At 66.8% G+C, this 23728-nt stretch carries 21 protein-coding genes and 1 pseudogene; 16 read left to right on the top strand and 6 right to left on the bottom strand.

The annotated features are described in order from the left end of the window. Nucleotides 1–26: 26 nt before the first annotated feature. From ASG27_RS06840 to ASG27_RS06795, 10 genes are all read left to right on the top strand, one after another. Nucleotides 27–446, top strand: a complete 420-nt coding sequence (locus ASG27_RS06840) for a thioredoxin family protein (protein ID WP_056414520.1) — start codon at nt 27–29, stop codon at nt 444–446. Between the two features lie 234 nt (nt 447–680). Continuing rightward, on the top strand, nt 681–4022 hold the full coding sequence (locus ASG27_RS06835) for a DEAD/DEAH box helicase (protein ID WP_235503972.1): 3342 nt from the start codon (nt 681–683) through the stop codon (nt 4020–4022). 313 nt (nt 4023–4335) lie between these two features. Beyond that, nucleotides 4336–4929, top strand: a complete 594-nt coding sequence (gene rimP, locus ASG27_RS06830; RefSeq protein WP_056414514.1) for a ribosome maturation factor RimP — start codon at nt 4336–4338, stop codon at nt 4927–4929. A gap of 74 nt (nt 4930–5003) precedes the next feature. Then, complete coding sequence (gene nusA / locus ASG27_RS06825) at nt 5004–6491, top strand: transcription termination factor NusA (protein WP_056414511.1); 1488 nt, start codon at nt 5004–5006, stop codon at nt 6489–6491. Nucleotides 6492–6515: 24 nt separating this feature from the next. After that, entirely contained in the window at nt 6516–9380 is a 2865-nt protein-coding gene (infB, locus tag ASG27_RS06820) for a translation initiation factor IF-2 (protein WP_056414508.1), read from the top strand. 189 nt (nt 9381–9569) lie between these two features. After that, nucleotides 9570–9941, top strand: coding sequence for a 30S ribosome-binding factor RbfA (rbfA, locus tag ASG27_RS06815; RefSeq protein ID WP_056414505.1), 372 nt, complete (start codon nt 9570–9572; stop codon nt 9939–9941). Between the two features lie 137 nt (nt 9942–10078). Further along, on the top strand, nt 10079–11023 hold the full coding sequence (gene truB, locus ASG27_RS06810) for a tRNA pseudouridine(55) synthase TruB (protein ID WP_442854083.1): 945 nt from the start codon (nt 10079–10081) through the stop codon (nt 11021–11023). After that, nucleotides 11020–12843: a translational GTPase TypA gene (gene typA, locus ASG27_RS06805; RefSeq protein ID WP_056414499.1), complete on the top strand. Its 1824-nt coding sequence runs from the start codon at nt 11020–11022 to the stop codon at nt 12841–12843. The genes truB and typA overlap by 4 nt, the downstream gene beginning before the upstream one ends. A gap of 183 nt (nt 12844–13026) precedes the next feature. Next, a complete protein-coding gene (locus tag ASG27_RS06800) occupies nt 13027–13911 on the top strand; it encodes a DMT family transporter (protein WP_200912403.1) in 885 nt (294 codons plus the stop codon). 90 nt (nt 13912–14001) lie between these two features. Next, nucleotides 14002–15105: an enoyl-CoA hydratase/isomerase family protein gene (locus ASG27_RS06795; protein WP_056414496.1), complete on the top strand. Its 1104-nt coding sequence runs from the start codon at nt 14002–14004 to the stop codon at nt 15103–15105. A gap of 131 nt (nt 15106–15236) precedes the next feature. Here ASG27_RS06795 and ASG27_RS06790 read toward each other — a convergent pair whose 3' ends face one another. From ASG27_RS06790 to smpB, 4 genes are all read right to left on the bottom strand, one after another. Continuing rightward, nucleotides 15237–16151 (bottom strand): anti-sigma factor family protein, encoded by a 915-nt coding sequence (locus tag ASG27_RS06790; RefSeq protein WP_082485870.1) that lies wholly within the window; start codon nt 16149–16151, stop codon nt 15237–15239. 3 nt (nt 16152–16154) lie between these two features. After that, a complete protein-coding gene (locus ASG27_RS06785) occupies nt 16155–16727 on the bottom strand; it encodes an RNA polymerase sigma factor (RefSeq protein WP_056414492.1) in 573 nt (190 codons plus the stop codon). 40 nt (nt 16728–16767) lie between these two features. After that, entirely contained in the window at nt 16768–17136 is a 369-nt protein-coding gene (locus tag ASG27_RS06780; RefSeq protein WP_056414489.1) for a COG4315 family predicted lipoprotein, read from the bottom strand. 252 nt (nt 17137–17388) lie between these two features. Then, nucleotides 17389–17862 (bottom strand): SsrA-binding protein SmpB, encoded by a 474-nt coding sequence (gene smpB, locus ASG27_RS06775; RefSeq protein ID WP_056414488.1) that lies wholly within the window; start codon nt 17860–17862, stop codon nt 17389–17391. A 112-nt stretch (nt 17863–17974) separates the two neighbouring features. Here smpB and ASG27_RS06770 point away from each other — a divergent pair, with 112 nt between their 5' ends. Beyond that, a complete protein-coding gene (locus ASG27_RS06770) occupies nt 17975–18415 on the top strand; it encodes a type II toxin-antitoxin system RatA family toxin (protein ID WP_056414485.1) in 441 nt (146 codons plus the stop codon). After that, nucleotides 18408–18788, top strand: coding sequence for an RnfH family protein (locus ASG27_RS06765; RefSeq protein WP_056414483.1), 381 nt, complete (start codon nt 18408–18410; stop codon nt 18786–18788). The genes ASG27_RS06770 and ASG27_RS06765 overlap by 8 nt, the downstream gene beginning before the upstream one ends. 64 nt (nt 18789–18852) lie before the next feature. On the opposite strand, the gene ASG27_RS06760 is transcribed toward ASG27_RS06765, so the two are convergent. Further along, nucleotides 18853–19380 carry a DUF4124 domain-containing protein gene (locus tag ASG27_RS06760; protein ID WP_056414480.1) on the bottom strand — a complete coding sequence of 176 codons (528 nt, stop codon included), beginning with the start codon at nt 19378–19380 and terminating at the stop codon, nt 18853–18855. A 223-nt stretch (nt 19381–19603) separates the two neighbouring features. Between ASG27_RS06760 and guaB the strand changes: the two genes are divergently transcribed. From guaB to guaA, 4 genes are all read left to right on the top strand, one after another. Further along, on the top strand, nt 19604–21079 hold the full coding sequence (guaB, locus tag ASG27_RS06755) for an IMP dehydrogenase (RefSeq protein ID WP_056414478.1): 1476 nt from the start codon (nt 19604–19606) through the stop codon (nt 21077–21079). Between the two features lie 110 nt (nt 21080–21189). Next, entirely contained in the window at nt 21190–21450 is a 261-nt protein-coding gene (locus tag ASG27_RS06750) for a type II toxin-antitoxin system Phd/YefM family antitoxin (RefSeq protein WP_056414475.1), read from the top strand. Continuing rightward, nucleotides 21447–21881, top strand: a complete 435-nt coding sequence (locus ASG27_RS06745; protein ID WP_056414472.1) for a type II toxin-antitoxin system VapC family toxin — start codon at nt 21447–21449, stop codon at nt 21879–21881. The genes ASG27_RS06750 and ASG27_RS06745 overlap by 4 nt, the downstream gene beginning before the upstream one ends. An 11-nt stretch (nt 21882–21892) precedes the next feature. Then, on the top strand, nt 21893–23509 hold the full coding sequence (gene guaA, locus ASG27_RS06740) for a glutamine-hydrolyzing GMP synthase (RefSeq protein ID WP_056414469.1): 1617 nt from the start codon (nt 21893–21895) through the stop codon (nt 23507–23509). 87 nt (nt 23510–23596) lie between these two features. Here the strand turns inward: guaA and ASG27_RS26550 are convergent. Beyond that, nucleotides 23597–23728 (bottom strand): annotated as a pseudogene (locus tag ASG27_RS26550) (electron transfer flavoprotein subunit alpha/FixB family protein); the annotation flags it as partial.

Genomic DNA, 23728 nt, shown 5'->3' with positions numbered 1-23728 from the left:
GCCCGCCCCCGAAGGAGCCCCCGTCGATGCAAAGCCCGGCCCCGTTGCCAGACCCCACGCCGCAGAGCCCGGCCGCCGCCACCCCGGGCGGCTGGTGGGCCGTGTGCCTGTGCGCTGCCTGGTGCGGCACCTGCGGCGTGTACCGCCCCCTGTTCAACGAACTGGCCCGCGCGCACCCGGACGTGCGCTTCGAATGGGTGGACATCGAGGACGACGCGGAGATCGCCGGGGACCTGGATGTGGAAACCTTCCCCACGCTGCTGATCGCCGATGGCGAACGGGCGCTGTTCCTCGGGCCGCTGCTGCCGCAGGCGCCGGTGCTGGGGCGGCTGCTGGCCAGCCTGCAGGCGTCGTCGCCCCAGGCGGGCGGTGCGGGCAGTACAGGCGGTACGGGGGGTGAGGCGCAAGAAGTCTTCGAGCGCGTGCGCGCAGCGCGCAGCCGGTAGGCGCTGCGGCGGTCTTCTCTTCTGTTGGTGCGAAATGCTCCTGTTTTTATAGCTGCTGGCGCTTGATAGACAAGCGGTAGAGCCGTTTTTTGCTTGGATTTTGTGCCCATACCCCGTCCCCCCTGGTTCCAGATCGGTTCATTGCAGGCCCAGTGCGACAAAGGCACCTGGTCGCGCGGGGCAGCGCTGCACCGCCAAGGGGCCGTGCTGCGCATCGCCGTCAAGCCGGACGGCATGGCCGGGTGGGCGCTGGACGGCGAGGTGCTGGGCAGCCAGCCGGTGCCGTATGCCGTGCGGGTCCAGCTCACCCTGTCCGACGCCGGCGTGGTCCAGTCGTGGTGGGGCGAGTGCAGCTGCCCGGTGGGCGCCGACTGCAAACACGCGGTGGCGCTGGCGCTCAAATCCGTGCACCTGGGCGGCGAGCCGCCGGCCACGGCCACGCAGGCTGCCGACGCGCTGAAGGCCCTGCAAGAGCGCAAGGAAGCGCTGGCCCGCACCGAGGCCGAGGCGCGGCTGGTGCACTGGCTGCGCGAATGGGACCGCGCGGCGGGCGCGTCGGCCACCGCACCCGCTGACCCACAGGTGGACCGGCCCGAGCAGTACCTGTATCTGGTCTCCACCGTGGGGCTGCCCCGCGCCACGCTGCAGCAAATGCAGCTCGAAGCCGTGGTCTCCTACCCCAAGCTGACCGGCGGCTGGGCCAAGCCCAAGCCGGTGCGCACCCAGCCCGCGCCAGGGCAGGCGGTGTACGACCGCGCAAGCGACGCCGACCGCCAGGTGCTGCAGCTGCTGCGCGCCATGCCGCGCGGGCTGGGCTACTACTCGGCCTACAGCGCCGGGCCGGTGGCGGTGCTGGAGGGCTCGGTGGGCGTGCTGGCGCTGCAGCAGGCGGCCAGCACCGGCCGGCTGTTCGCGGATGCGGGCGGCTCCATGGTGGGCACGCCCCTGGCCTGGGGGCCACCGCTGGCTATCGCCTGGGCCTGGCACGAGTCACGCGCCCCGGCTGCGGCCGGTGGCGACACCACCTGGGCGCTGCGCCCCGGCCTGCCCGGCACCACGGCCACGCTGTGCAGCAACAGTCCGCCTTTGTACGTGGACGCTGCCAACGGCCTGTGCGGCACGGTCGACTTGCAGGGCCTGAGCGCGGCGCAACTGGCCATGCTGCTCAAGGCGCCGGCGCTGAGCACCGCGGCGCTGCAAAAGCACCAGGCAGAGCTGGCCACCCGCCTGGGCGGCGTGCTGCCGCTGCCGCCGGTGGGGGCGCCCTTCGCCCGGGTGCAGGGCGTGAAGCCCCTGGCGCGGCTGTTTCTGGCGCCCACACCGCCTGAAGATATGCCCGACATGGGCCTCATCACCGCGCAATTGCAGTTCGACTACCAGGGCCACGTGGGCTGGTGGGCGGGGCAGGACCTGGCCTTGATGGTCCCGGGGGCCGACGGCGTTGAGGTGCTGCTGCAGCGCGATGCAGTGGCCGAGCTGTCGGCCATCGAACGCCTGCTTCACCTGGGCCTGCTGGGCACCGACGACGGCCTGTTCGGCATTCCCGGCGAGCAGCCGCAAACCGCCTGGATGCACTGGGCAGACAACGGCTTTGCGGTGCTGCGCGACGCAGGCTTTGCCGTCACGGTGGATGCGGCGCTCAACGGCTGGATCACCCATGCCGACACGCTGGCCGTGGCGCTGCAGCCAGAGGGTGCGGGCGATGGCGATGGCAAGGGAGGAGAAGGCGCAGGCGCAGGCGATGAGGCCACGTCCCCCTGGTTTGCGCTGTCGCTGGGCATGGAGGTGAACGGCGTGCGCCACAACATCCTGCCCTGGCTGCCCGACCTGATCGCCGCCGCGGCCGACCAGCCGCTGGATGCTGCCACCGGCCTGCCGCAGCTGCCGCCCTATGTGTACCTGCCATCGCTGCAGGGCCCGGGCTTCGTGCGTTTGCCGACCGACACCCTGCGCCCCTGGATGGCCGCGCTGCTGGACCTGGTGGGCGACCGGGCGCACGACTTCACCGCCGACAGCCTGAAGCTGTCGCGCCTGGACGCCCTGCGCACCAGCGCCGCGCTGGGCCAGGGCGTGCCGTGGCAGGGCGCCCACGCGCTGCGCGCCGTGGTGGACCAGCTGCAGGGCGCCAGTGCTTTGCCCCCGGTGCCGCTGCCCGCCGGCGTGCGCGCCACCCTGCGGCCATACCAGCAGCAGGGCCTGAACTGGCTGCAGTTCTTGCGCGCCCACGGCCTGGCCGGGGTGCTGGCCGACGACATGGGCCTGGGCAAGACGCTGCAGACCCTGGCCCACATCCAGGTCGAAAAAGACGCCGGGCGCCTGACCGACCCCGCGCTCGTCATTGCGCCCGTGAGCCTGATGGGCAACTGGCAGCGCGAGGCCGCACGCTTTTGCCCCGGCCTGCGCTGCCTGGTGCTGCATGGCGCGGGCCGCCATGCGGTGGCCGACGCGGTGGCCGAGCACGACCTTGTCATCGCCCCGTATTCGCTGCTGCAGCGCGACCGCGACCGGTGGCTGGCCCAGCCGTGGCACCTGGTGGTGCTGGACGAGGCGCAGAACATCAAGAACGCCAGCACCCAGGCGGCGCAGGTGGTGGGCGCGCTCAACGCGCGCCACCGCCTGTGCCTGTCGGGCACGCCCATGGAAAACCACCTGGGCGAGATCTGGAGCCTGTTCCACTTTTTGATGCCGGGGTTTCTGGGCAGCCAGCAGCGCTTCAAGCAGGTGTTTCGCACGCCCATCGAAAAGCAGGGCGACGGCGCGCGCATGGCGCAGTTGCGCGCGCGCATCACGCCGTTCATGCTGCGGCGGACCAAGGCGCTGGTGGCCGGCGAGCTGCCGCCCAAGGTCGAGACTGTGATGCCGGTGGAGCTGGCCGGTGCGCAGGCCGACCTGTACGAGACCATCCGCCTGGGCATGGAGAAAACCGTGCGCGAGGCCCTGCACACCAAGGGGCTGGCGAAGTCGCAGATCACCGTGCTGGACGCATTGCTCAAGCTGCGCCAGGTGTGCTGCCACCCGCAGCTGCTGCCGCTCGAGGCCGCCCGGGGCGTGAGCGCATCGGCCAAGCTGGAGCAGCTGATGGCGCTGCTGCCCGAAATGCTGGCCGAGGGGCGGCGCGTGCTGCTGTTCTCGCAGTTCACCAGCATGCTCACGCTGATCGAGGCCGAGCTGAAAAAGCGCGGCCTGCCCTGGGTCAAGCTCACCGGGCAGAGCCAAAAGCGTGACGCGGTCATCGCGCAGTTCACCAGCGGGCAGGTGCCGCTGTTCCTCATCAGCCTGAAGGCGGGCGGGGTGGGGCTGAACCTGCCGCAGGCCGACACCGTGATCCACTTCGACCCCTGGTGGAACCCCGCGGCCGAGGCCCAGGCCACCGACCGCGCCCACCGCATCGGCCAGACGCAGAGCGTGTGGGTGATCAAGCTCGTGGCGCAGGGCACCATCGAAGAGCGCATCCTGGCGCTGCAGGACAGGAAGGCGCAGCTGGCCGGCAGCCTGTACAGCGGCGCCGCCGCGCGCAAGGAGCCGCTGTTCACCGAGGGCGACCTGGCCGAGCTGCTGGCGCCGCTATCGCAGTGATAGCGGCTGGCGCGTGTGGGGCGCGCGCCACGTGCCGTTTTGGCTGTGGGTATTTGTCGCCCATGGCGTGCACCCCGCTCGCAGCCGCATGAATGCTGGTTTTCGCCGGATTCGGGGTGCGTTCACAACAGTTTTGCGAGTGCGCGCCTTTGCAAATCAACACTTTGCGCGCTACAATACGACTCTCACGACCAAACGGGCGGGTACCAACCGCCCGTTTTTTTTGGTCGAACGCTTTTGGAGCTCGAAGCTGTCGGAGAAGAGTCTCCGGGGGTTATCGGGTTTTTTGTTTTTCCGGGATTGAACTGAACACGTGGCATTGCAGCAAGTCGTTGAACAAATAGTGACGGGCCTGGGGTATGACCTGGTGGAGATCGAGCGCTCCGCCGGTGGTCTGCTGCGCATCACCATCGACTTGCCCTGGGTGCAGCCGGCCGCCGATGCGCCCGCGCCCCTGCTCGATCAGTTCGTCACGGTCGAGGATTGCGAGAAGGTCACCCGCCAGCTGCAGTTTGCGCTGGAGGTCGATGGCGTCGAGTACAAGCGCCTTGAGGTGTCCTCACCCGGCATCGACCGCCCCCTGCGGCACGAACAGGACTTCGTGCGTTTTGCGGGCTCGGTCATCGACATCACTTTGAAGGCGCCCATCGGCGCCGCAGCGGGCGGCCAGGTCAACGCCACCCGCAAGAAATTTCGCGGCACGCTGGAGCGGGCCGAGGCAGGGGGCTGGCAGATCGTCTGGAGCGAAGAGCCCGCCGTGAAGCCCGGTGCCAAGGTCAGCAAGAAGCGCGTGCCCGCGCCGCTGCAGGCGCTGGGTTTTGCCCTGGATGAAATCAAGGATGCCCGCCTGGCGCCCATCGTGGACTTCAAGGGGCGTGCAGGCAAGGCTGGGCCAACGCCCGCCTGAGCCGCTGAACAAATGGGGTGGGGCTGCGGTGCGCAGCCACTGCCCTCAGGTGATTGAAATAGGAGAGTCGTCGCATGAATCGCGAATTGTTGATGTTGGTTGAGGCCATTTCACGCGAGAAGAACGTGGAGCTGGACGTGGTCCTGGGCGCCGTGGAGTCGGCCCTGGCCCAGGCTACCAAGAAGCTGTACCAGGGCGAGGTGGACATTCGCGTGTCCGTCGATCGCGACAGCGGCAACTACGAGACTTTCCGCCGCTGGCTGGTGGTGCCCGACGATGCCGGCCTGCAGAACCCTGAAGCCGAAGAGCTGCTGATGGACGCGAAGGATCGCATCCCGGACATCGAAGTCGGCGAATACATCGAAGAAGGCGTCGAGTCCGTGCCCATCGGCCGCATCGGCGCCATGGCGGCCAAGCAGGTCATCCTGCAGAAGATCCGCGACGCAGAGCGCGAAATGCTGCTCAACGACTTCATGTCGCGCGGCGAACGCATCTTCACCGGCACCGTCAAGCGCATGGACAAGGGCGACATCATTGTCGAGTCCGGCCGTGTGGAAGGCCGCCTGCGCCGCAGCGAGATGATCCCCAAGGAAAACCTGCGCAGCGGCGACCGCGTGCGGGCCATGATCATGGAGGTGGACCTCACGCTGCGTGGCGCACCCATCATCCTGTCGCGCTCGGCCCCTGAGTTCATGATCGAGCTCTTCCGCCAGGAAGTGCCCGAGATCGAGCAGGGCCTGCTCGAGATCAAGTCCTGCGCCCGTGACTCCGGCTCGCGCGCCAAGATCGCCGTGCTGTCCCACGACAAGCGCGTGGACCCCATCGGCACCTGCGTCGGCGTGCGTGGCACCCGGGTGAACGCGGTGACCAACGAGCTCGCCGGCGAGCGCGTGGACATCGTGCTGTGGTCCGAAGACCCCGCCCAGTTCGTGATCGGCGCGCTGGCCCCGGCCAACGTGTCCTCCATCGTGGTCGATGAGGAAAAGCACGCGATGGACGTGGTGGTGGACGAGGAAAACCTCGCCATCGCCATCGGCCGCGGCGGCCAGAACGTGCGCCTGGCGTCCGATCTGACCGGCTGGAAGATCAACATCATGGACGCCGCCGAAAGCGCGCAAAAGCAGGCCACCGAGACCGACACGGCCCGCAAGCTGTTCATGGAAAAGCTGGATGTGGACGAGGAAATCGCCGACATCCTGATCTCCGAAGGCTTCAACAGCCTCGAAGAAGTGGCCTATGTGCCGCTGCAGGAAATGCTGGAGATCGAAAGCTTCGACGAAGACACCGTCAACGAGCTGCGCGCCCGTGCCAAGGATGCGCTGCTCACGATGGAAATCGCCCGCGAGGAAAGCGTGGATGAGGTCTCCCAGGACCTGCGCGACCTTGAAGGCCTCACCCCCGAGTTGATTGCCAAGCTGGCCGACGGCGGTGTGCATACACGTGACGACCTGGCCGATTTGGGCCTAGATGAACTGACCGACCTGACCGGACAGTCTGAAGAAGATGCCAAAGCCTTGATCCTGAAGGCGCGCGAACATTGGTTCGCGGGGCAGCAAGAGTAAAGGTCAGGGAGGCACGAACCATATATGTCCAGTAATACTGTCGCCGAGTTCGCTAACGAGCTCAAGAAATCGCCTGAAACCCTGCTCGACCAGCTCAAGGCTGCTGGCGTGGGCAAGGCTGCCCCGTCGGATGCACTGACCGAGTCGGACAAGCAAAAGCTGCTGGCCTACCTGCAGGCCAGCCACGGCACGGCTTCGGCCGACCGCAAGAAGATCACGCTGGTGAAGAAGTCCACCAGCGAGATCAAGCAGGCCGATGCCACCGGCAAGGCGCGCACCATCCAGGTGGAAGTGCGCAAGAAGCGCACCTTCATCCAGCGCGACGAAGATGTCGGGGCCGCGGCCGAGTCCGCAGCGCCCGCCGTCGAGGAAGCCGCTGCCTCCAGCGAGGACATCGAACTGGCCCGCCGCGAGGAAGAAGCCCGCAGCCAGGCCGAGCTGATCCGCCGCCAGGAGACCGAGCTGGCCGAAAAGCGTGCCGAGCGCGAAGCCCGCGAAAAGCGCGAGCGCGAAGCCGAAGAGCGCGCCGCCGCCTACGCAGCCCAGGAAGCCGAGAAGAAGGCGCAGGCCTCTGCCGTCAAGCAGGAAGCCACCCGCGAACAGGCGGCCGAAGCTGCTGCGCGCAATGCCGCCCAGACCGAAGCCCGTGAAAAGGCCGCCGCAGAATCCAAGGCCCGCGCCGACGAGGAAACCGCGCGCGCTGCCGACCTGGACGCCCGCCGCCGCAAGGCCGAGGCCGAAGCTGCCGCCATCCGCTCCATGATGGCCACGCCCAAGAAGGCGGTCATGGTCGCCAAGAAGCCCGAAGAACCCAAGCCAGTGGCCAAGCCCGCTGCCGTGGGCGATGCGAAGAAGGGCACGCTGCACAAGCCGGCCGTCGGCACGGGTGTGGCCCGTGCGGGCGCCCCTGCCGCAGCAGGCGCTGGTGCGCCCGGTGCAGGCAAGGAAGTCAAGTCGGCCAAGCTGTCCTCCAGCTGGGCGGGCGACGCTGCCAAGAAGAAGGAAATCAAGACCCGCGGCGACAGCAGCGGCGGTGTCGGCCGCAACAACTGGCGCGGAGGCCCGCGCGGCCGCCGTGGCGACAACCGCGACCACCGTGACGACCACCAGCAGTCCGCCCCGGTCGAGGCACGCATCATCGAAGTGCACGTTCCCGAAACCATCACGGTGGCGGAGCTGGCACACAAGATGTCGATCAAGGCCAACGAAGTCATCAAGGCCCTGATGAAGATGGGCCAGATGGTCACCATCAACCAGCCGCTGGACCAGGACACCGCCATGATCATGGTGGAAGAAATGGGCCACAAGGCGGTGGTGGCTGCGCTGGACGATCCGGAAGCCTTCACCGACGACGATTCGAGCCAGAAGGACGTCGAGCTGTTGCCGCGCGCCCCTGTGGTCACCGTCATGGGCCACGTGGACCATGGCAAGACCTCGCTGCTCGACTACATCCGCCGTGCCAAGGTGGCCGCGGGCGAAGCCGGCGGCATCACGCAGCACATCGGTGCCTACCACGTGGAAACCCCACGCGGCATGGTGTCGTTCCTCGATACCCCCGGTCACGAGGCCTTCACGGCCATGCGTGCCCGCGGTGCCCAGGCCACCGACATCGTGATCCTGGTGGTGGCCGCCGACGACGGCGTCATGCCCCAGACCAAGGAAGCCATCAAGCACGCCAAGGCGGCTGGTGTTCCCATCGTGGTGGCCATCACCAAGGCCGACAAGCCCGATGCCAACCCCGACCGCGTCAAGCAGGAGCTGGTGGTCGAAGAGGTGGTGCCGGAAGAATACGGTGGCGATTCGCCGTTCGTGCCCGTGTCCTCCAAGACCGGCATGGGCATCGACACCCTGCTCGAGCAAGTGCTGCTGCAGGCCGAAGTGCTGGAACTGAAGGCACCGGTCGACTCGCTGGCCAAGGGCCTCGTGATCGAAGCGCAGCTCGACAAGGGCCGTGGCCCTGTGGCGACCGTGCTGGTGCAGTCCGGTACCCTCAAGGTCGGCGACATCGTGCTGGCAGGCCAGACCTATGGCCGCGTGCGTGCCATGCTGGACGAAAACGGCCGCGTGGCCAAGACGGCAGGCCCGTCGATCCCGGTGGAAATCCAGGGTCTGACGGAAGTGCCGCAGGCGGGCGACGAATTCATGGTGCTCACGGACGAACGCCGTGCCCGCGAAATCGCCACCTACCGTGCCGGCAAGTTCCGCAACACCAAGCTGGCCAAGCAGCAGGCTGCGAAGCTCGAAAACATGTTCGCCGACATGACGGCGGGCGAAGTCAAGATGCTGCCCATCATCGTCAAGGCCGACGTGCAGGGTTCGCAGGAAGCGCTGGCGCAGTCGCTGCTCAAGCTGTCGACCGACGAAGTCAAGGTGCAGCTGGTGTACGCCGCAGTGGGCGCCATCAGCGAGTCGGACATCAACCTGGCGATCGCCTCCAAGGCCATCGTGATCGGCTTCAACGTGCGGGCAGATGCCGGCGCGCGCAAGCTGGCCGAGGGCAATGGCGTCGATCTGCACTACTACAGCATCATTTACGACGCTGTGGACGAGCTGCGGGTGGCGATGTCGGGCATGCTGGCTCCGGAGCAGCGCGAGGAAATCATCGGTACGGCCGAGATCCGCACGGTGTTCGTGGCGACCAAGATCGGCACGATTGCCGGTTCGTACATCACCTCGGGCATGGTCCATCGCAACGCACGTTTCCGCCTGCTGCGCGACAACGTGGTGGTCTACACGGGCGAAGTCGATTCGATCAAGCGCCTCAAGGACGATGTCAAGGATGTCAAGGAAGGCTTTGAGTGCGGTATCAAGCTCAAGAACTACAACGACATCAAGGAAGGCGATCACCTCGAATTCTTCGACATCAAGGAAATCGCCCGGACTCTATGAGACACCCCCTGAGTCGCTTCGCGCCTTCCCCCTCTCTCGCCTCGCGGCGCGAGGCGGGAGGGGGACGCCCCCAGCACACGCAAGCGCAGCGCCGCCTATGCGTCGGGGCGGCCCTTGTGCGGGGGCGCTGGCCTGCGCCGCGTGAGAACCACGCGATGCCGGAACAGCAAACGGCGAAGGAATACTGACATGCCAGCGAAGAAATCTGCCACCCCCAACCGCGCCTTCAAGGTCGCCGATCAGATCCAGCGCGATCTGACGGAGCTGATCGCGCGCGAGTTGAAGGACCCGCGCGTGGGCATGGTGACGCTGCAGGGCGTGGAGGTGACTCCCGACTATGCGCACGCCAAGGTGTTCTTCAGCCTGCTGACGGGCGACCCCGTGGAGACGCAGGTCGCGCTCAACCAGGCGGCGGGCTTCCTGCGCAACGGCCTGTTCAAGCGCCTGCACATCCACACCGTGCCTACGCTGCACTTCGTGTTCGACCGCACCTCCGAGCGTGCGGCCGACATGAACGCCTTGATCGCCAAGGCTGTGTCTTCGCGCGCTAAAGAGGAGTAGGCATGAGTACCGCCGGGCCGCCCCAAGGTGCGAAAGCCCCCTTGGGGGGCAGCGATTTGCACGCAGTGAAAGAGCGTGGGGGCGTTGCTGCGCACGCGCCTCGCACCAGGGTGCAGCGGCGCCCTGTGCATGGGGTGTTGCTGCTGGATAAACCGCTCGGCCTGTCGAGCAACGACGCCTTGCAAAAGGCGAAGTGGCTGCTGCGCGCCGAAAAAGCGGGCCACACCGGCACGCTCGACCCGCTGGCCACCGGCGTGTTGCCGCTGTGCTTCGGCGCTGCCACCAAGTTCAGCCAGCTGCAGCTCGACGCCCCCAAGACCTACGAAGCCGTAGCGCTGCTGGGCACCACCACCACCACCGGCGACGCCGAAGGCGATGTGGTGGAGCGCCGCCCCGTGGTGCTGGCAGACCTCACGCCCGAGCGCCTGGCCGCCGTGCAGCAGCAGTTCACCGGCCCCATCAAGCAGGTGCCGCCCATGCACAGCGCCCTCAAGAAGGACGGCAAGGCGCTGTACGAATATGCCCGCGCCGGCATCGAGGTGGAGCGGCCCGCACGCGACGTGGTGATCCACGCGCTGTCGCTCACCCTGCTGGCCGACCACCCGGACGCCATCGCCATGCGGATGGTGGTGCGCTGCAGCAAGGGCACGTACATCCGCACGCTGGGCGAAGACGTGGGCGCCGCGCTGGGCGTGGGCGCCCACCTGACCTTTCTTCGGCGCATCGATACCGGTGGTATCGGTGTGGAGCGCTGCGTCACGCTGGCAGAGCTCGAGGCCATGGAGGAGGGCGCGCGGCTTGCGCAGCTCGAGCCGCCGGAATCACTTTTGGCACAACATGTGCGTGTCACGCTGGACAGCGAGAATGCCGCTCGCTTCCTGTCGGGCGTACGCCGCCGAGGTACCTGGCCTGATGCAGGTGCCGTGGCGGTGTTTGGCGACGTGCCCCCTGCGCTGCTGGGGGTGGGCCACATCGTTGGCGGGGAGCTGGTGCCCGACAGGCTCCTGAGTCCGCTGGAAATTCAACAAATTTTGGAAGGCACGCCGCACCTGCAAGCCAGCGGCACATTGGAAAAACTATGACGAAACAGATCCGCAACATCGCCATCATCGCCCACGTTGACCATGGCAAAACCACCATGGTCGACCAACTGCTGCGCCAGTCCGGCACCTTCGCCGACCACGAAAAAGTGGTCGACACCGTGATGGACAACAACGCCATCGAAAAAGAACGTGGCATCACCATCCTGGCCAAGAACTGCGCCGTGAGCTGGGAAGGCACCCACATCAACATCGTGGACACCCCCGGTCACGCGGACTTCGGCGGCGAAGTGGAACGTGCCCTGTCCATGGTGGACAGCGTGGTGCTGCTGATCGACGCGCAAGAGGGCCCCATGCCCCAGACGCGTTTCGTGACCAAGAAGGCCCTGGCCCTGGGCCTGCGCCCCATCCTGGTGGTGAACAAGGTGGACAAGCCCGGTGCCAACCCCGACAAGGTCGTGAACGCCGCGTTCGACCTGTTCGACAAGCTCGGCGCCACCGACGAACAACTGGACTTCCCCGTGGTGTATGCCTCGGGCATCAACGGCTGGTCGTCGCTGGAAGAAGGCGCACCGGGCGAGCAGTGGGGCCCCGACATGTCGGCCCTGTTCAACACCATCCTCAAGCACGTTCCCCCGAACTCGGGTGACCCGGCAGCTCCGCTGCAGCTGCAGATCTCGGCGCTGGACTTCTCCACCTTCGTGGGCCGCATCGGCGTGGGCCGCATCAGCCAGGGCACCTTGAAGCCCATGATGGACGTGGTCGTCATGGAAGGCCCCGATGGCAAGGCCGTGAAGGGCCGTGTCAACCAGGTGCTGACCTTCCAGGGCCTCGATCGCATGCAGACGCCGCTGGCCGGCCCGGGCGACATCGTGCTGATCAACGGCATCGAGGATATCGGTATCGGCGTGACCGTGACCGACCCCGCCAACCCCGCACCGCTGCCCATGCTGAAGGTGGACGAGCCCACGCTGACCATGAACTTCTGCGTGAACACCTCGCCGCTGGCAGGCCGCGAAGGCAAGTTCGTGACCAGCCGCCAGATCTGGGACCGCCTGCAAAAGGAACTCCAGCACAACGTGGCCCTGCGTGTGAAGGAAACCGACGAAGAAGGCATCTTCGAAGTGATGGGCCGCGGTGAACTGCACCTGACCATCCTCCTGGAAAACATGCGCCGCGAAGGCTACGAGCTGGCCGTGTCCAAGCCCCGCGTGGTGTTCAAGGACGTGAACGGCGTCAAGCACGAGCCCATCGAGCTGGTGACGGCCGACATCGAAGAAGGCCACCAGGGCGGCGTGATGCAGGCCCTGGGCGAGCGCAAGGGCGAGCTGGTGAACATGGAGCCGGACGGCCGCGGCCGCGTGCGCCTGGAGTACCGCATTCCTGCGCGGGGCCTGATCGGCTTCACCAACGAATTCCTGAACCTGACGCGTGGCTCGGGCCTGATCAGCAACATTTTCGACAGCTACGAGCCGCACAAGGGCGACATCGGCGGCCGCAAGAACGGCGTGCTGATCTCCATGGACGACGGTGAAATCTTCACCTACGCCCTGGGCAAGCTGGACGACCGCGGCCGCATGTTCGTGAAGGCGAACGACCCCGTGTACGAAGGCATGATCGTCGGCATCCACAGCCGCGACAACGACCTGATCGTGAACGCCACGCGCACCAAGCAGCTGACGAACTTCCGCGTGTCCGGCAAGGAAGACGCGATCAAGATCACGCCGCCCATCGACGCCACGCTGGAATACGCGGTGGAATTCATCGAGGACGACGAGCTGGTCGAGATCACGCCCAAGTCGATCCGCATCCGCAAGCGCTTCCTGACCGAAAACGAGCGCAAGCGCGCAGGCCGCTCCTGAGTTGCCAGCGTGAAGACGCTGCGTTCTGCAGAGTGAGCGCACGCAGGAACTGAGGTTCACCCCGAAGTTTTCTGTGTGTCGCCCGAAGGGCCACCGCCATGCTGTGGCCCTTTTTTCATGTCGGTCGTGCTGCCTGCTTTCCATCACCATCACCACTACCACCACCCGGACTGAACGCGCTCCATGTCTTTGCCCCAGCTCACGCACTCCCGCGCCGTGGCCCTGATGGTGGCGGTCACCCTGATGTGGTCGATCGCGGGCGTGGTCACGCGCCATCTGGAGGCGGCGCGCAGCTTCGAGGTGACCTTCTGGCGCAGCCTGTTCACGCTGGCGGCCCTGCTGGTGATACTGCCGCTGATGCAGGGGCGCACGGTGTTCGCGTCCCTGCACCGCAGCGGCCGGGCGCTGTGGATATCCGGCCTGTGCTGGAGCGTGATGTTCACCGCGTTCATGGTGGCCATCCTGCTCATGCCCGTGGCCAACGTGCTGGTGACGATGGCGGCGGCCCCGCTGCTCACGGCGCTGTTTGCGCGCATCTTCATCGGCCACCACATCGCGCCCCGCACCTGGCTTGCCATTGGCGTGGCGGCGCTGGGCATCGGATGGATGTACGGCTCGCAGATGGCGGGCCTGCCAGTGGTGGGAACGCTGGTGGCCTTGTGCGTGCCGGTGGCCGGGGCGGTGAACTGGACGGTGGTGCAGCACTCGCAGCGCCACGGCCACGCGGTGGACCTGGTGCCTGCGGTGCTGGTGGGCGCGGTGTTGTCGGTGGTGGCCACGCTGCCGCTGGCGCTGCCGTTTCAGGCCTCGGCACACGACCTGTGGCTGCTGGCATTGCTCGGGGTGGTGCAACTGGCCATACCGTGCGTGCTGGCCGTGCGCTGCGGGCAGGTGCTGAAGGCGCCGGAGATTGCGCTGCTCAGTTTGCTGGAGGTGATCTTCGGTATCTTGCTCGCCTGGCTGGGTGCGGGCGAAGAGCCCGGCGCCGCGGTGCTGGGCGGCGGTGCGCTGGTGATCGGCGCGCTGGTGTTCAATGAGGTCATGGGGGCGCGGCGCGCCTCGCAGTGAGCAAGGCGCAGCGCGGCCCGGAATGCAGTGCATGCCGCAGTGGGTGCGCATTTCAGTGTGTGTGAAACCTACCTTTGTAAGGAATAAAAAATGACGGAGACAGTGGCGGTGGTGGATAAAGAAGTTCTGAGCGAAGTGCGTGGCCAGGTGGGCCTGATCACCTTGAACCGCCCGCGTGCGCTCAATGCGTTGTCGCTGGGCATGGTGCGCGATCTCATGCGCGTGCTGCTGGCGTGGCAAAGCGATGCGCGGGTGCTGGCCGTGGCGGTTCGCGGCAGCAACAAGGAAGGGCCTTTCGGCGCCTTTTGCGCGGGCGGGGACATCCGCTTTTTGCACCAGGCCGGCAGCCAGGGCAACCCGCAGCTCGAAGACTTCTTCACCGAGGAATACGCGCTCAACCACCTCATCCACCACTACGGCAAACCTTACATCGCCTTCATGGACGGCATCGTGATGGGCGGCGGCATGGGCATCAGCCAGGGTGCTGCGCTGCGCGTGGTGACCGAGCGCACGAAGATGGCCATGCCGGAGACCGCCATCGGCCTGTTCCCGGACGTGGGCGGCGGGTACTTTCTGAGCCGCTGCCCCGGCCGCGTGGGCGAGTGGCTGGCCCTGACGGGCGACACCATCGGTGCCGACGAAGCCATCGCCAGCCACCTGGCCGACGGCCGCATGCCCTCGGACCAGTTGCCTGCAGTGTGGGAAGCCCTGGCCACGCAGACGTTTGCCGACGGTGCGGCGGTCAAAAACTATGTTGCTACAAAATTGGTAGCTGCTGGCGCTCATCCATCCAGCGGTAGGGCCGATATTGACCAGTATTTTGCGCTGCCCGGCGTGGGCGACATCGTGCGGGCGCTGGAGTCCGCCGACAGCGACTGGGCGCGCGCCACGGCGGCTACGCTGCGCAAGCGCTCGCCGCTGATGCTGCACGTCGTGCTGGAACAGGTCCGCCGCGCGCGCGACATGGGCCTGGCCGACGACCTGCGCATGGAGCGCGACATGGTGCGCCACTGCTTTTACCTGCGCCCCGGCCAGAGCGAGACGGTGGAAGGCATCCGCGCGCTGGCCGTGGACAAGGACCACGCGCCGAAGTGGAACCCCGCCCGCATCGAGGACGTGACGCCCGACATGGTGGCGCCGTTCTTTGCGAGCCCCTGGCCTGCGCACGCGCATCCGCTGGTGGCGCTGGGCTGATACGGCTTCGTCTTTCACCCTCTCGCGCCGCGGCACGCCTTGCCGTGCTGCAGCTACCGCGAGTCTTTGCAACGCCGCAGACCGCCCGAGACCGCCGATGCCCACGGTGCGGTGATCCGTGCAGAGGTTCCCTAGAGCTGTCTGTACACCACCGATGCCAGCACCAGCAGTTGCTGGCGTGACAGCTGGCCGCTGAGCGCATAGCCAAAGCCCTGGTCCACCCAGTAAAAGCTCGGGACCGGGCCGTCGCTGGAGAACTGGAAGGCAGTTTCTGCGGCATCGGGCTGCTTCGGTGCGGCCGTTGCCGCGCCGGGCTGGCCTGCGGCGACGGCGCCCAGGTACAGGGTGATGCGCCCGCCCTGGGCGTTCTGGTACATGAACTGCGCGCGTGCACCTGCGTCTCCCGGCGCCCCGGGCAGCAGGCGGCCTCCCACCAGTTCATAGCCTTCATCGGCGAGCACGGGCAGCTTGAGCGGGCGGCTCAGCCGCTTGGAGAGCCACTGCACCAGGTGCTCCTGCTGGGCTGCCGGCACCTCCACGGCGTGCCGCACTTCGGGCTGGTACACCGCGTGGGCCACTGCGGCCTGTTGGGCAAAGTGCTGGCCGGTGGCGGCGAGCGCCGGCGTGGGCGCGGGCGCGTTGAGGCGCGCCATGCCGGGCAATACGCCGGGCACCAGGCTGCGTCCGGTCCAGCCCAGCGCGAAGGCCACCAGTACCGATGCCGCCATGCCGCCCCAGCGCCACCACTGGGTCTGGCGCTGCTGGCGCACCGACGCGCGCTGCGCCGCGGCCAGCAGGGCGTCGGGCACTGGCTCGGTCAGCAGGCTCTGGTGCAGTGTGCGCAGTTGCAGGCGTTGGTGCTCCCAGTGGGCCACGGTCTCTTCGGCGCCCGCCTGGCGTTCGAGCTTGTCGCGCAGTGCCGCCGCCTGCGCCGGCGGCAGGCGGCCGTCCACCAGCGCATGCCACGCGGCGGCTTCATCGCCGTCGGCGGGTGGAGGAGGGGGGTGGTGCTTGTGGTCCATGGCGGGCTGGCGTGCATCAAACATGGGTTATTTGAGGCGGCGCAATGTGGGTGGCTGGCCGGTGGGATGGGGAAGAGGCTGGGGCGCAGGTTGCTGCGCGGCGGGTGTCAACGCGTCGGGCACCGGCGCAGGCGGCCGCTCCATCAGCAGGCGCAGGCGGCTGCGGGCCCGGGACAGGCGTGACATCACCGTGCCCACGGGGATGCCCAGCACCCGGGCGGTGTCGGCATAGTCCATGTCCTCCAGCGTCACCAGCAGCAGCACGGCGCGCTGGTCGGGCGGCAGGCGCTGCAGGCAGCGCTCCAGGTCCAGCGCGTCGTCCCCCATGCCGGCGCTGCTGCCCTGCAGGGTGTCGTGCAGGTCGTCGATGTCCGCATGCGGCCAGGGCGGCTGGGTGCGCACCTGGTTCAGGTACAGGTTGTGCATCAGCGTGAACAGCCAGGCCCGCAGGTCGCTGCCGGTGCGCCACAGCAGCCATTTGCTGCAGGCGCGCTCCAGCGTGTCCTGCACCAGGTCGTCCGCAGCCCAGGCATCGCCCGTCAGCACCCGCGCATACCTGCGCAGGGCGGGCAACTGCTCGACGACCTGGGTGCGGTTCATGCAGACCGTGGTGCGGTGCGCTGCGGGGCGGCCGTGTCCATCAGGGCTTGGCGGTACGCCAGGCCTGGTTCACGCCGTCACCCGTCTTGTCGCCGGGCTTGGTGTCCTTGACCCAGTAGTACAGCGGCTTGCCCTTGTACGCCAGCTGGGTCTTGCCATCGTCGCGCGTGATCACGCTGTAGTCGCCGCCGGGCGCCTTGGCGGCCATCAGCGGCGGCCAGTTGGTGGCGCAGGGGCCGTTGCAGACCGACTTGCCGCTGCCGGCGGCGTCGCGGTCGAAGGTGTACAGGGTCATGCCGCCAGCGCCCACCAGCACGCCGTCCATGGTTTTCACGGGGCCGTCGGCCGCCATGGTGGAGCAGCCAGCGATGGCTACGAACGCGGCGAGGGACAAGAGGGTCTTTTTCATGGTGTCTCCAGGTGGAAGAAGAGGGTTTGCAGACAACGGCACATGCCGCCTTGCAACTCCATGAACACCGCGGCGCAGCGGTTTATTCCACTGCACATGAAAAAACTCAATACATCCAACGCGCACAGGCGTCAAAACTGGCACGATCCCAGCCAGCATCCCCGTGCAAGGGCCGCCAAGCTGCGAAGCGAGCTCCGCTTGCGGGAACCGGGGCGTCCCCCTGGGGGCGACGGTGCGCAGCACCTCAGGGGGCTACCTGTTCCTGCTCTTCATGGCGCGTTCCACTTCGCGCTTGCCTTCGCGGTCCTTGATGGTGTCGCGCTTGTCGTGCTCGGCCTTGCCCTTGGCCAGGGCGATGTCGCACTTCACATAGCCGTTCTTCCAGTGCAGGTTCAGCGGCACCAGCGTGTAGCCCTTTTGCTCGACCTTGACGATCAGGTGCTTGATGTCGTCCTTCTTGAGCAGCAGCTTCTTGGTGCGGATGGCGTCGGGGTTGACGTGGGTCGACGCGGTCTTGAGCGGGTTGATCTGGCAGCCCATCAGGAACATCTCACCCTCGCGGATCAGCACGTAGCCGTCGGTCAGTTGCACCTTGCCTTCGCGCAGGGCCTTCACTTCCCAGCCGTACAGGACGACGCCTGCCTCGTGGCGTTCTTCGAAGAAATAGTTGTAGGCCGCCTTTTTGTTGTCGGCAATGCGGGCGGTGGGATCGGGTTTCTTGGCCATTGGGTTTAGATGCGGCGCAAACCGGGAGATAAAAGGCCTCCCTACAATGTTGTCGTCGCAACAGCGATTCTAATTTCTCCGGCTTGCGCGCTTTCGCTCAAGCTCCGTCTGCATGAAAACCGTTCACAAGTCCGTCCTCATCTGGTACAGCCCCGAAGAAATGTTCGCCCTGGTCACCGGGGTGGAGCACTATCCCCAGTTCCTGCCCTGGTGCGACCACGCCGCCGTGCTGGAGCGCACCAGCGACGGCATGACCGCGGAGGTGGGCATCTCCTTCAGCGGAATCCGCCAGACCTTCGTGACCCGCAATACCCACGAGGCCGGCAAGCGCGTGCAGATGCACCTTGTCAAAGGGCCGTTCTCGCAGCTGGAGGGCGACTGGCACTTTCACACGGTGGGCGACGGCAGCCAGCGCGCCTGCAAGGTGGAGTTGCTGCTGCACTACGGCTTTGACAGCGCAGCCCTCGCGGCCCTGGTGGGACCGGTGTTCGACCGCATCGCGGGCAGCATGGTGGATGCCTTCGTCAAGCGTGCCGAGCAGGTGTATGGCTGAAGCGCCCGGGGCGGTGCCTGCAGCCGCGCCGGCGTCGTCGGTCCCGGTGACCGTGGCCGTCTGCCTGGCGCCGCGCGAAGTGCGCGAATGGGCGCTGGAGCTGCCTGCAGGTGCCACGGTGCAAGACGCGCTGCAGGCCTGTGGGGTGGATGTGCAGGGCCTGCAGGGCGTGGCTTTGGGGCCTGCGGCCATCGGTATCTGGGGGCGCGCTGCGGGGCTGGACGTGGTGCTCAAGGCCCAGGACCGGGTGGAGGTCTACAGGGCCTTGAAGGTCGACCCCAAGGTCGCCCGCCGCGAACGCTTTGCGCGGCAAGGCGCACGCACGACGGGGCTCTTTGCCCGGCAGCGCCCGGGCGGCAAATCGGGCTACTGACCTGGCGGGGTAGCAGCCCGTGGGTGCCTGTGCAGGTGCTGGCGACGAGCGCCCGCGCTGTCCATCAACGCTTGCAGTCGGAGGCGATGATGGAGTCCAGCCGCTTGGTTTCCGCTGCGCGGCCACCTTCGTCCAGGAAGATGCGCTCGCCCTGCGCGTTCGTCTGGGTGATGGGCCTGCCGGAGTCGAAATCCGCCTTGGCCTGGCGTGCGCGGTTGCAGTTGTCGGCCTTGGCCTTGGTCAGTTTGTCTTCTTCTGCCTTCTTCTTGGCGGCTTCTTCTGCGTCGGCCTGGGCCTTCTTCTCTTCAAGCGCCTTGTCCTTGCCGCCAGCGGCCGCGCTGGCCGCGGCCTTGCCGGCTGGCGCGGTTGCGGGTGCCGGGGCCGCTGCGTCTGCCGAAGGCGCTGCAGGCGCCGCTACGGCGGGCCGCCCGCCGCTGGGCTGCTTCAGAATGCTCTTGTCGGGGATTTCCTGTGGCGGGGGCCGGTCACTGAAGACCTTGCGGCCGTCCTTGTCGATCCACTGCCATTGCGCGGCTGCGCCCATGGCCCAGGTGCAGGCAATGGCCAGCAGGAGAAGCTTGTGCGTTTTCATGCGAACAAGTTTAGCCGCCAGCCTGGGGCGCGGCCAGTGCCATCGGATGGGCGGTGCTTTTGGCACGACACATTGCACGGACTCGAGGCACTTTTGCCTCTGAACTGGCGGCGCTTTTCCCTCTGAACAACCCGCAGCGCATGCGCCACAACGCCAGCAGCCCGGCCCCGCCGGCTGCAGGCCGCACAGGGCGCGGGTACAATCCGTCTTTTGGAGCCTTCTCATGCGCCTTCTTGGAAAAGCGCTCACCTTCGACGATGTGTTGCTGGTGCCAGCGTACTCCCAGGTCCTGCCCAAGGACACGTCCCTCGCGACGAAACTCTCCCGTAACATCCAGCTGAACCTGCCTCTCGTGTCCGCCGCCATGGACACCGTGACCGAGGCGCGCCTGGCCATTGCCATTGCCCAGGAGGGTGGCATCGGCATCGTGCACAAGAACCTCACGGCGCAGGAGCAGGCCGCCCAGGTGGCCAAGGTCAAGCGCTACGAGTCCGGCGTGCTGCGCGACCCCGTGGTCATCACCCCCGAGCACACGGTGCTGCAGGTGCTGCAGCTGTCCGAGCAGCTGGGCATCTCGGGCTTTCCGGTGTGCGACGGCGGCAAGGTGGTCGGCATCGTCACCGGGCGCGATTTGCGCTTCGAGACGCGCTACGACGTCAAGGTCCACCAGATCATGACCCCGCGCGAGAAGCTCATCACCGTCAACGAGAAGGAAGGCACCTCGCCTGCCGAAGCCAAGGCGCTGCTCAACAAGCACAAGCTCGAGCGCATCCTGGTCGTGAACGACGCGTTCGAGCTCAAGGGCCTGATCACCGTCAAGGACATCACCAAGCAAACCAGCTTCCCCAACGCCGCCCGCGACCCCTCGGGCCGCCTGCGCGTCGGCGCTGCGGTCGGCGTGGGTGAGGGCACCGAAGAACGCGTCGAAGCGCTGGTCAAGGCCGGTGTGGACGCCATCGTGGTCGACACCGCCCACGGCCACAGCAAGGGCGTGATCGAGCGCGTGCGCTGGGTCAAGCAGAACTACCCGCAGGTCGACGTGATCGGCGGCAACATTGCCACCGGCGCGGCCGCGCTCGCGCTGGTCGAGGCCGGGGCCGATGCGGTCAAGGTCGGTATCGGCCCGGGCTCCATCTGCACCACCCGCATCGTGGCCGGTGTGGGCGTGCCCCAGATCATGGCCATCGACAGCGTGGCCACCGCCCTCAAGGGCACCGGCGTACCGCTGATCGCGGATGGCGGCGTGCGCTACAGCGGCGACATCGCCAAGGCGCTGGCCGCAGGCGCCAGCACCATCATGATGGGCGGCATGTTCGCGGGCACCGAAGAAGCGCCCGGCGAAGTCATCCTGTTCCAGGGCCGCAGCTACAAGAGCTACCGCGGCATGGGTAGCATCGGCGCCATGCAGCAGGGCAGCGCCGACCGCTACTTCCAGGAATCGACCACCGGCAACCCCAACGCCGACAAGCTCGTGCCCGAAGGCATCGAAGGCCGCGTGCCCTACAAGGGCTCCATGGTCTCCATCGTGTTCCAGATGGCCGGTGGCGTGCGCGCCGCCATGGGCTACTGCGGTTGCGCCACCATCGAAGACATGAACAACAAGGCCGAGTTCGTCGAGATCACCACCGCCGGTATCCGCGAAAGCCACGTGCACGATGTGCAGATCACCAAGGAAGCCCCGAACTACAGGGCTGACTGAGCACCGCCGATCCAATCTGGCCTGATTGAAAATATCTGGTCAGAATGATATAGTCTGGTCTGAATTCGCCATTCAGGCCAGACTTTTTCTTTTTGGGGGTCCGCGCATCCATGCAGTCCGTTGGTATCTACGAAGCCAAGAGCAGGTTCTCCGCACTGATCGAACTGGTCGAGCAGGGCGAAGAAGTGCGCATCACCCGCCACGGCAAAGAAGTGGTGCGCCTGCTGCCCGTGCGCCGCCGCCCGGTCATCACCGACGAGCAGATCGCCCGCGAACTGGGCCAGATCGACGCGCTGCACGCCAGCATCCGCCCCGCGGCCGAGGCCGCCAGCCCCGACACCTTGCGCCGCAAGGGCAGGGCGGCAGCATGACCGCCTTCGTCCTCGACGCCTCCGTCACCGCCGCCTGGCTGCTGCCCGACGCGGCCAGCGAGCACACGCGCCGCCTGTACACCCTGATCCGCCGCGACGAGGTCGAGCCCCAGGCCCCCAACCTCTGGCAGTGGGAGTGCAGCAACCTCATCAGCACCGGCGTGCACAGCGGCCGCATACGGCCCGCCTCGGTCGAAGGCCTGTGGGGCGTGCTCGAAGCCATACGCCACCGCGTGGAGCTGCACGAACTGGCCCCCGCCCAGCACAAGGCCGTGATGGACGTGGCGCTCGACACCGGCCTGCCCACCTTTGATGCTGCCTACCTGTGGCTTGCGCGCTCACTGCGCCTGCCGCTGGCCACCTTCGATCTCCAGCAGATTGCCGCTGCCGAGCGCAGCGGCGTGCCGCTTCTTGACCTTTCCCGCCTCTGAAGACCACCACCATGCAACACGACAAGATCCTCATCCTCGACTTCGGCTCCCAGGTCACGCAGCTCATCGCGCGCCGCGTGCGCGAAGCCCACGTCTACTGCGAAGTCCATCCCTGCGACGTGAGCAGCGACTGGGTGCGCGCATTCGCGGCCGATGGCCGCTTGAAGGGCGTGATCCTGTCGGGCAGCCACGCGAGTGTCTACGAGGTGGACGACCGCGCCCCCGATGCCGTGTTCGAGCTGGGCATTCCTGTCCTCGGCATCTGCTACGGCATGCAGACCATGGCCACCCAGTTGGGCGGCAAGGTCGAAGGCTCCAACACCCGCGAGTTCGGCTACGCAGAAGTGCGTGCCCATGGCCACACCGAGTTGCTCAAGGGCATCGAAGACTTCGCCACGCCAGAAGGCCACGGCATGCTCAAGGTCTGGATGAGCCACGGCGACAAGGTCACCGAGCTGCCGCCAGGCTTCAAGGTCATGGCCTCCACACCGTCCTGCCCCATTGCGGGCATGGCCGATGAAGCGCGCCGGTTCTACGCGGTGCAGTTTCACCCGGAAGTCACCCACACGGTGCAGGGCCAGGCACTGCTCAACCGCTTTGTGATCGATATCTGCCGCACGCAGGCGGACTGGATCATGGGCGACTACATTGAGGAAGCCGTCGCCAAGATCCGTGAGCAGGTGGGTGACGAGGAAGTCATCCTGGGCCTGTCCGGTGGTGTGGATTCGTCGGTGGCTGCTGCCCTTATTCACCGCGCCATCGGCGACCAGCTCACCTGCGTGTTCGTCGACCACGGCCTGCTGCGCCTGAACGAAGGCGACATGGTCATGGAGATGTTCGAGGGCAAGCTGCACGCCCGCGTGATCCGCGTGGATGCCAGCGAACTGTTCCTCGGCAAGCTGGCCGGCGTGAGCGAGCCCGAAGCCAAGCGCAAGATCATCGGCGGCGAGTTCGTCACGGTATTCAAGCAGGAGGCCGCCAAACTGAAGGCGGGCGACGGCGGCCACAAGGGCGCCACCTTCCTGGCACAGGGCACCATCTATCCCGACGTCATTGAATCCGGCGGCGCCAAGAGCAAGAAGGCCGTCACCATCAAAAGCCACCACAATGTGGGCGGCCTTCCCGAGCAGCTGGGCCTCAAGCTCCTGGAGCCCCTGCGCGACCTGTTCAAGGACGAGGTGCGCGAACTCGGCGTGGCCCTGGGCCTGCCACCCGACATGGTCTACCGCCACCCCTTCCCCGGCCCCGGCCTGGGCGTGCGCATCCTGGGTGAAGTGAAAAAGGAATACGCCGACCTGCTGCGCCGCGCCGACGCGATCTTCATCGAAGAACTGCGCAACCACGTCGACGAAGCCACCGGCAAGACCTGGTACGACCTCACCAGCCAGGCCTTCACCGTCTTCCTGCCGGTCAAGAGCGTGGGCGTGATGGGCGATGGCCGTACGTACGATTACGTCGTCGCCCTGCGCGCCGTGCAGACCAGCGACTTCATGACCGCCGACTGGGCCGAGCTGCCGTACGCGTTGCTCAAGAAGGTGTCGGGCCGCATCATCAACGAAGTGCGGGGCATCAACCGCGTGACGTACGACGTGAGCAGCAAGCCGCCAGCGACGATCGAGTGGGAGTGAAATCAGGTCCTTCGGGGCCTATTGCCGCTTTCAAGCGTAAAAGGTTTTGGCGCGACAAACGATGCCTTTTGCGGGCAGGCCGCCTCTTCAGATAGCCTTGACCAGTTCGGGCACAGCCGCGAACAGGTCGGCCTCCAGGCCGTAGTCGGCCACGCTGAAGATCGGCGCTTCCGGGTCCTTGTTGATCGCAACGATCACCTTGGAGTCCTTCATGCCGGC

Source organism: Acidovorax sp. Leaf191 (assembly GCF_001424425.1).
In the GTDB taxonomy this organism is placed as follows: domain Bacteria; phylum Pseudomonadota; class Gammaproteobacteria; order Burkholderiales; family Burkholderiaceae_C; genus Acidovorax.
The sequence above is the reverse complement of the archived record's forward strand: the minus strand, read 5'-3'. Positions and strand labels throughout refer to the sequence as shown.

Excerpts from the sequence above, each read along its gene's own strand:
- ASG27_RS06840 (WP_056414520.1), top strand. The coding sequence starts at position 27 with ATGCAAAGCCCGGCCCCGTTGCCAGACCCCACGCCGCAGAGCCCGGCC.
- ASG27_RS06835 (WP_235503972.1), top strand. The coding sequence starts at position 681 with ATGGCCGGGTGGGCGCTGGACGGCGAGGTGCTGGGCAGCCAGCCGGTG.
- nusA (WP_056414511.1), top strand. The coding sequence starts at position 5,004 with ATGAATCGCGAATTGTTGATGTTGGTTGAGGCCATTTCACGCGAGAAG.
- infB (WP_056414508.1), top strand. The coding sequence starts at position 6,516 with ATGTCCAGTAATACTGTCGCCGAGTTCGCTAACGAGCTCAAGAAATCG.
- rbfA (WP_056414505.1), top strand. The coding sequence starts at position 9,570 with ATGCCAGCGAAGAAATCTGCCACCCCCAACCGCGCCTTCAAGGTCGCC.
- typA (WP_056414499.1), top strand. The coding sequence starts at position 11,020 with ATGACGAAACAGATCCGCAACATCGCCATCATCGCCCACGTTGACCAT.
- ASG27_RS06800 (WP_200912403.1), top strand. The coding sequence starts at position 13,027 with ATGTCTTTGCCCCAGCTCACGCACTCCCGCGCCGTGGCCCTGATGGTG.
- ASG27_RS06795 (WP_056414496.1), top strand. The coding sequence starts at position 14,002 with ATGACGGAGACAGTGGCGGTGGTGGATAAAGAAGTTCTGAGCGAAGTG.
- ASG27_RS06790 (WP_082485870.1), bottom strand. The coding sequence starts at position 16,151 with ATGTTTGATGCACGCCAGCCCGCCATGGACCACAAGCACCACCCCCCT.
- ASG27_RS06785 (WP_056414492.1), bottom strand. The coding sequence starts at position 16,727 with ATGAACCGCACCCAGGTCGTCGAGCAGTTGCCCGCCCTGCGCAGGTAT.
- ASG27_RS06780 (WP_056414489.1), bottom strand. The coding sequence starts at position 17,136 with ATGAAAAAGACCCTCTTGTCCCTCGCCGCGTTCGTAGCCATCGCTGGC.
- smpB (WP_056414488.1), bottom strand. The coding sequence starts at position 17,862 with ATGGCCAAGAAACCCGATCCCACCGCCCGCATTGCCGACAACAAAAAG.
- ASG27_RS06770 (WP_056414485.1), top strand. The coding sequence starts at position 17,975 with ATGAAAACCGTTCACAAGTCCGTCCTCATCTGGTACAGCCCCGAAGAA.
- ASG27_RS06765 (WP_056414483.1), top strand. The coding sequence starts at position 18,408 with ATGGCTGAAGCGCCCGGGGCGGTGCCTGCAGCCGCGCCGGCGTCGTCG.
- ASG27_RS06760 (WP_056414480.1), bottom strand. The coding sequence starts at position 19,380 with ATGAAAACGCACAAGCTTCTCCTGCTGGCCATTGCCTGCACCTGGGCC.
- guaB (WP_056414478.1), top strand. The coding sequence starts at position 19,604 with ATGCGCCTTCTTGGAAAAGCGCTCACCTTCGACGATGTGTTGCTGGTG.
- ASG27_RS06750 (WP_056414475.1), top strand. The coding sequence starts at position 21,190 with ATGCAGTCCGTTGGTATCTACGAAGCCAAGAGCAGGTTCTCCGCACTG.
- ASG27_RS06745 (WP_056414472.1), top strand. The coding sequence starts at position 21,447 with ATGACCGCCTTCGTCCTCGACGCCTCCGTCACCGCCGCCTGGCTGCTG.
- guaA (WP_056414469.1), top strand. The coding sequence starts at position 21,893 with ATGCAACACGACAAGATCCTCATCCTCGACTTCGGCTCCCAGGTCACG.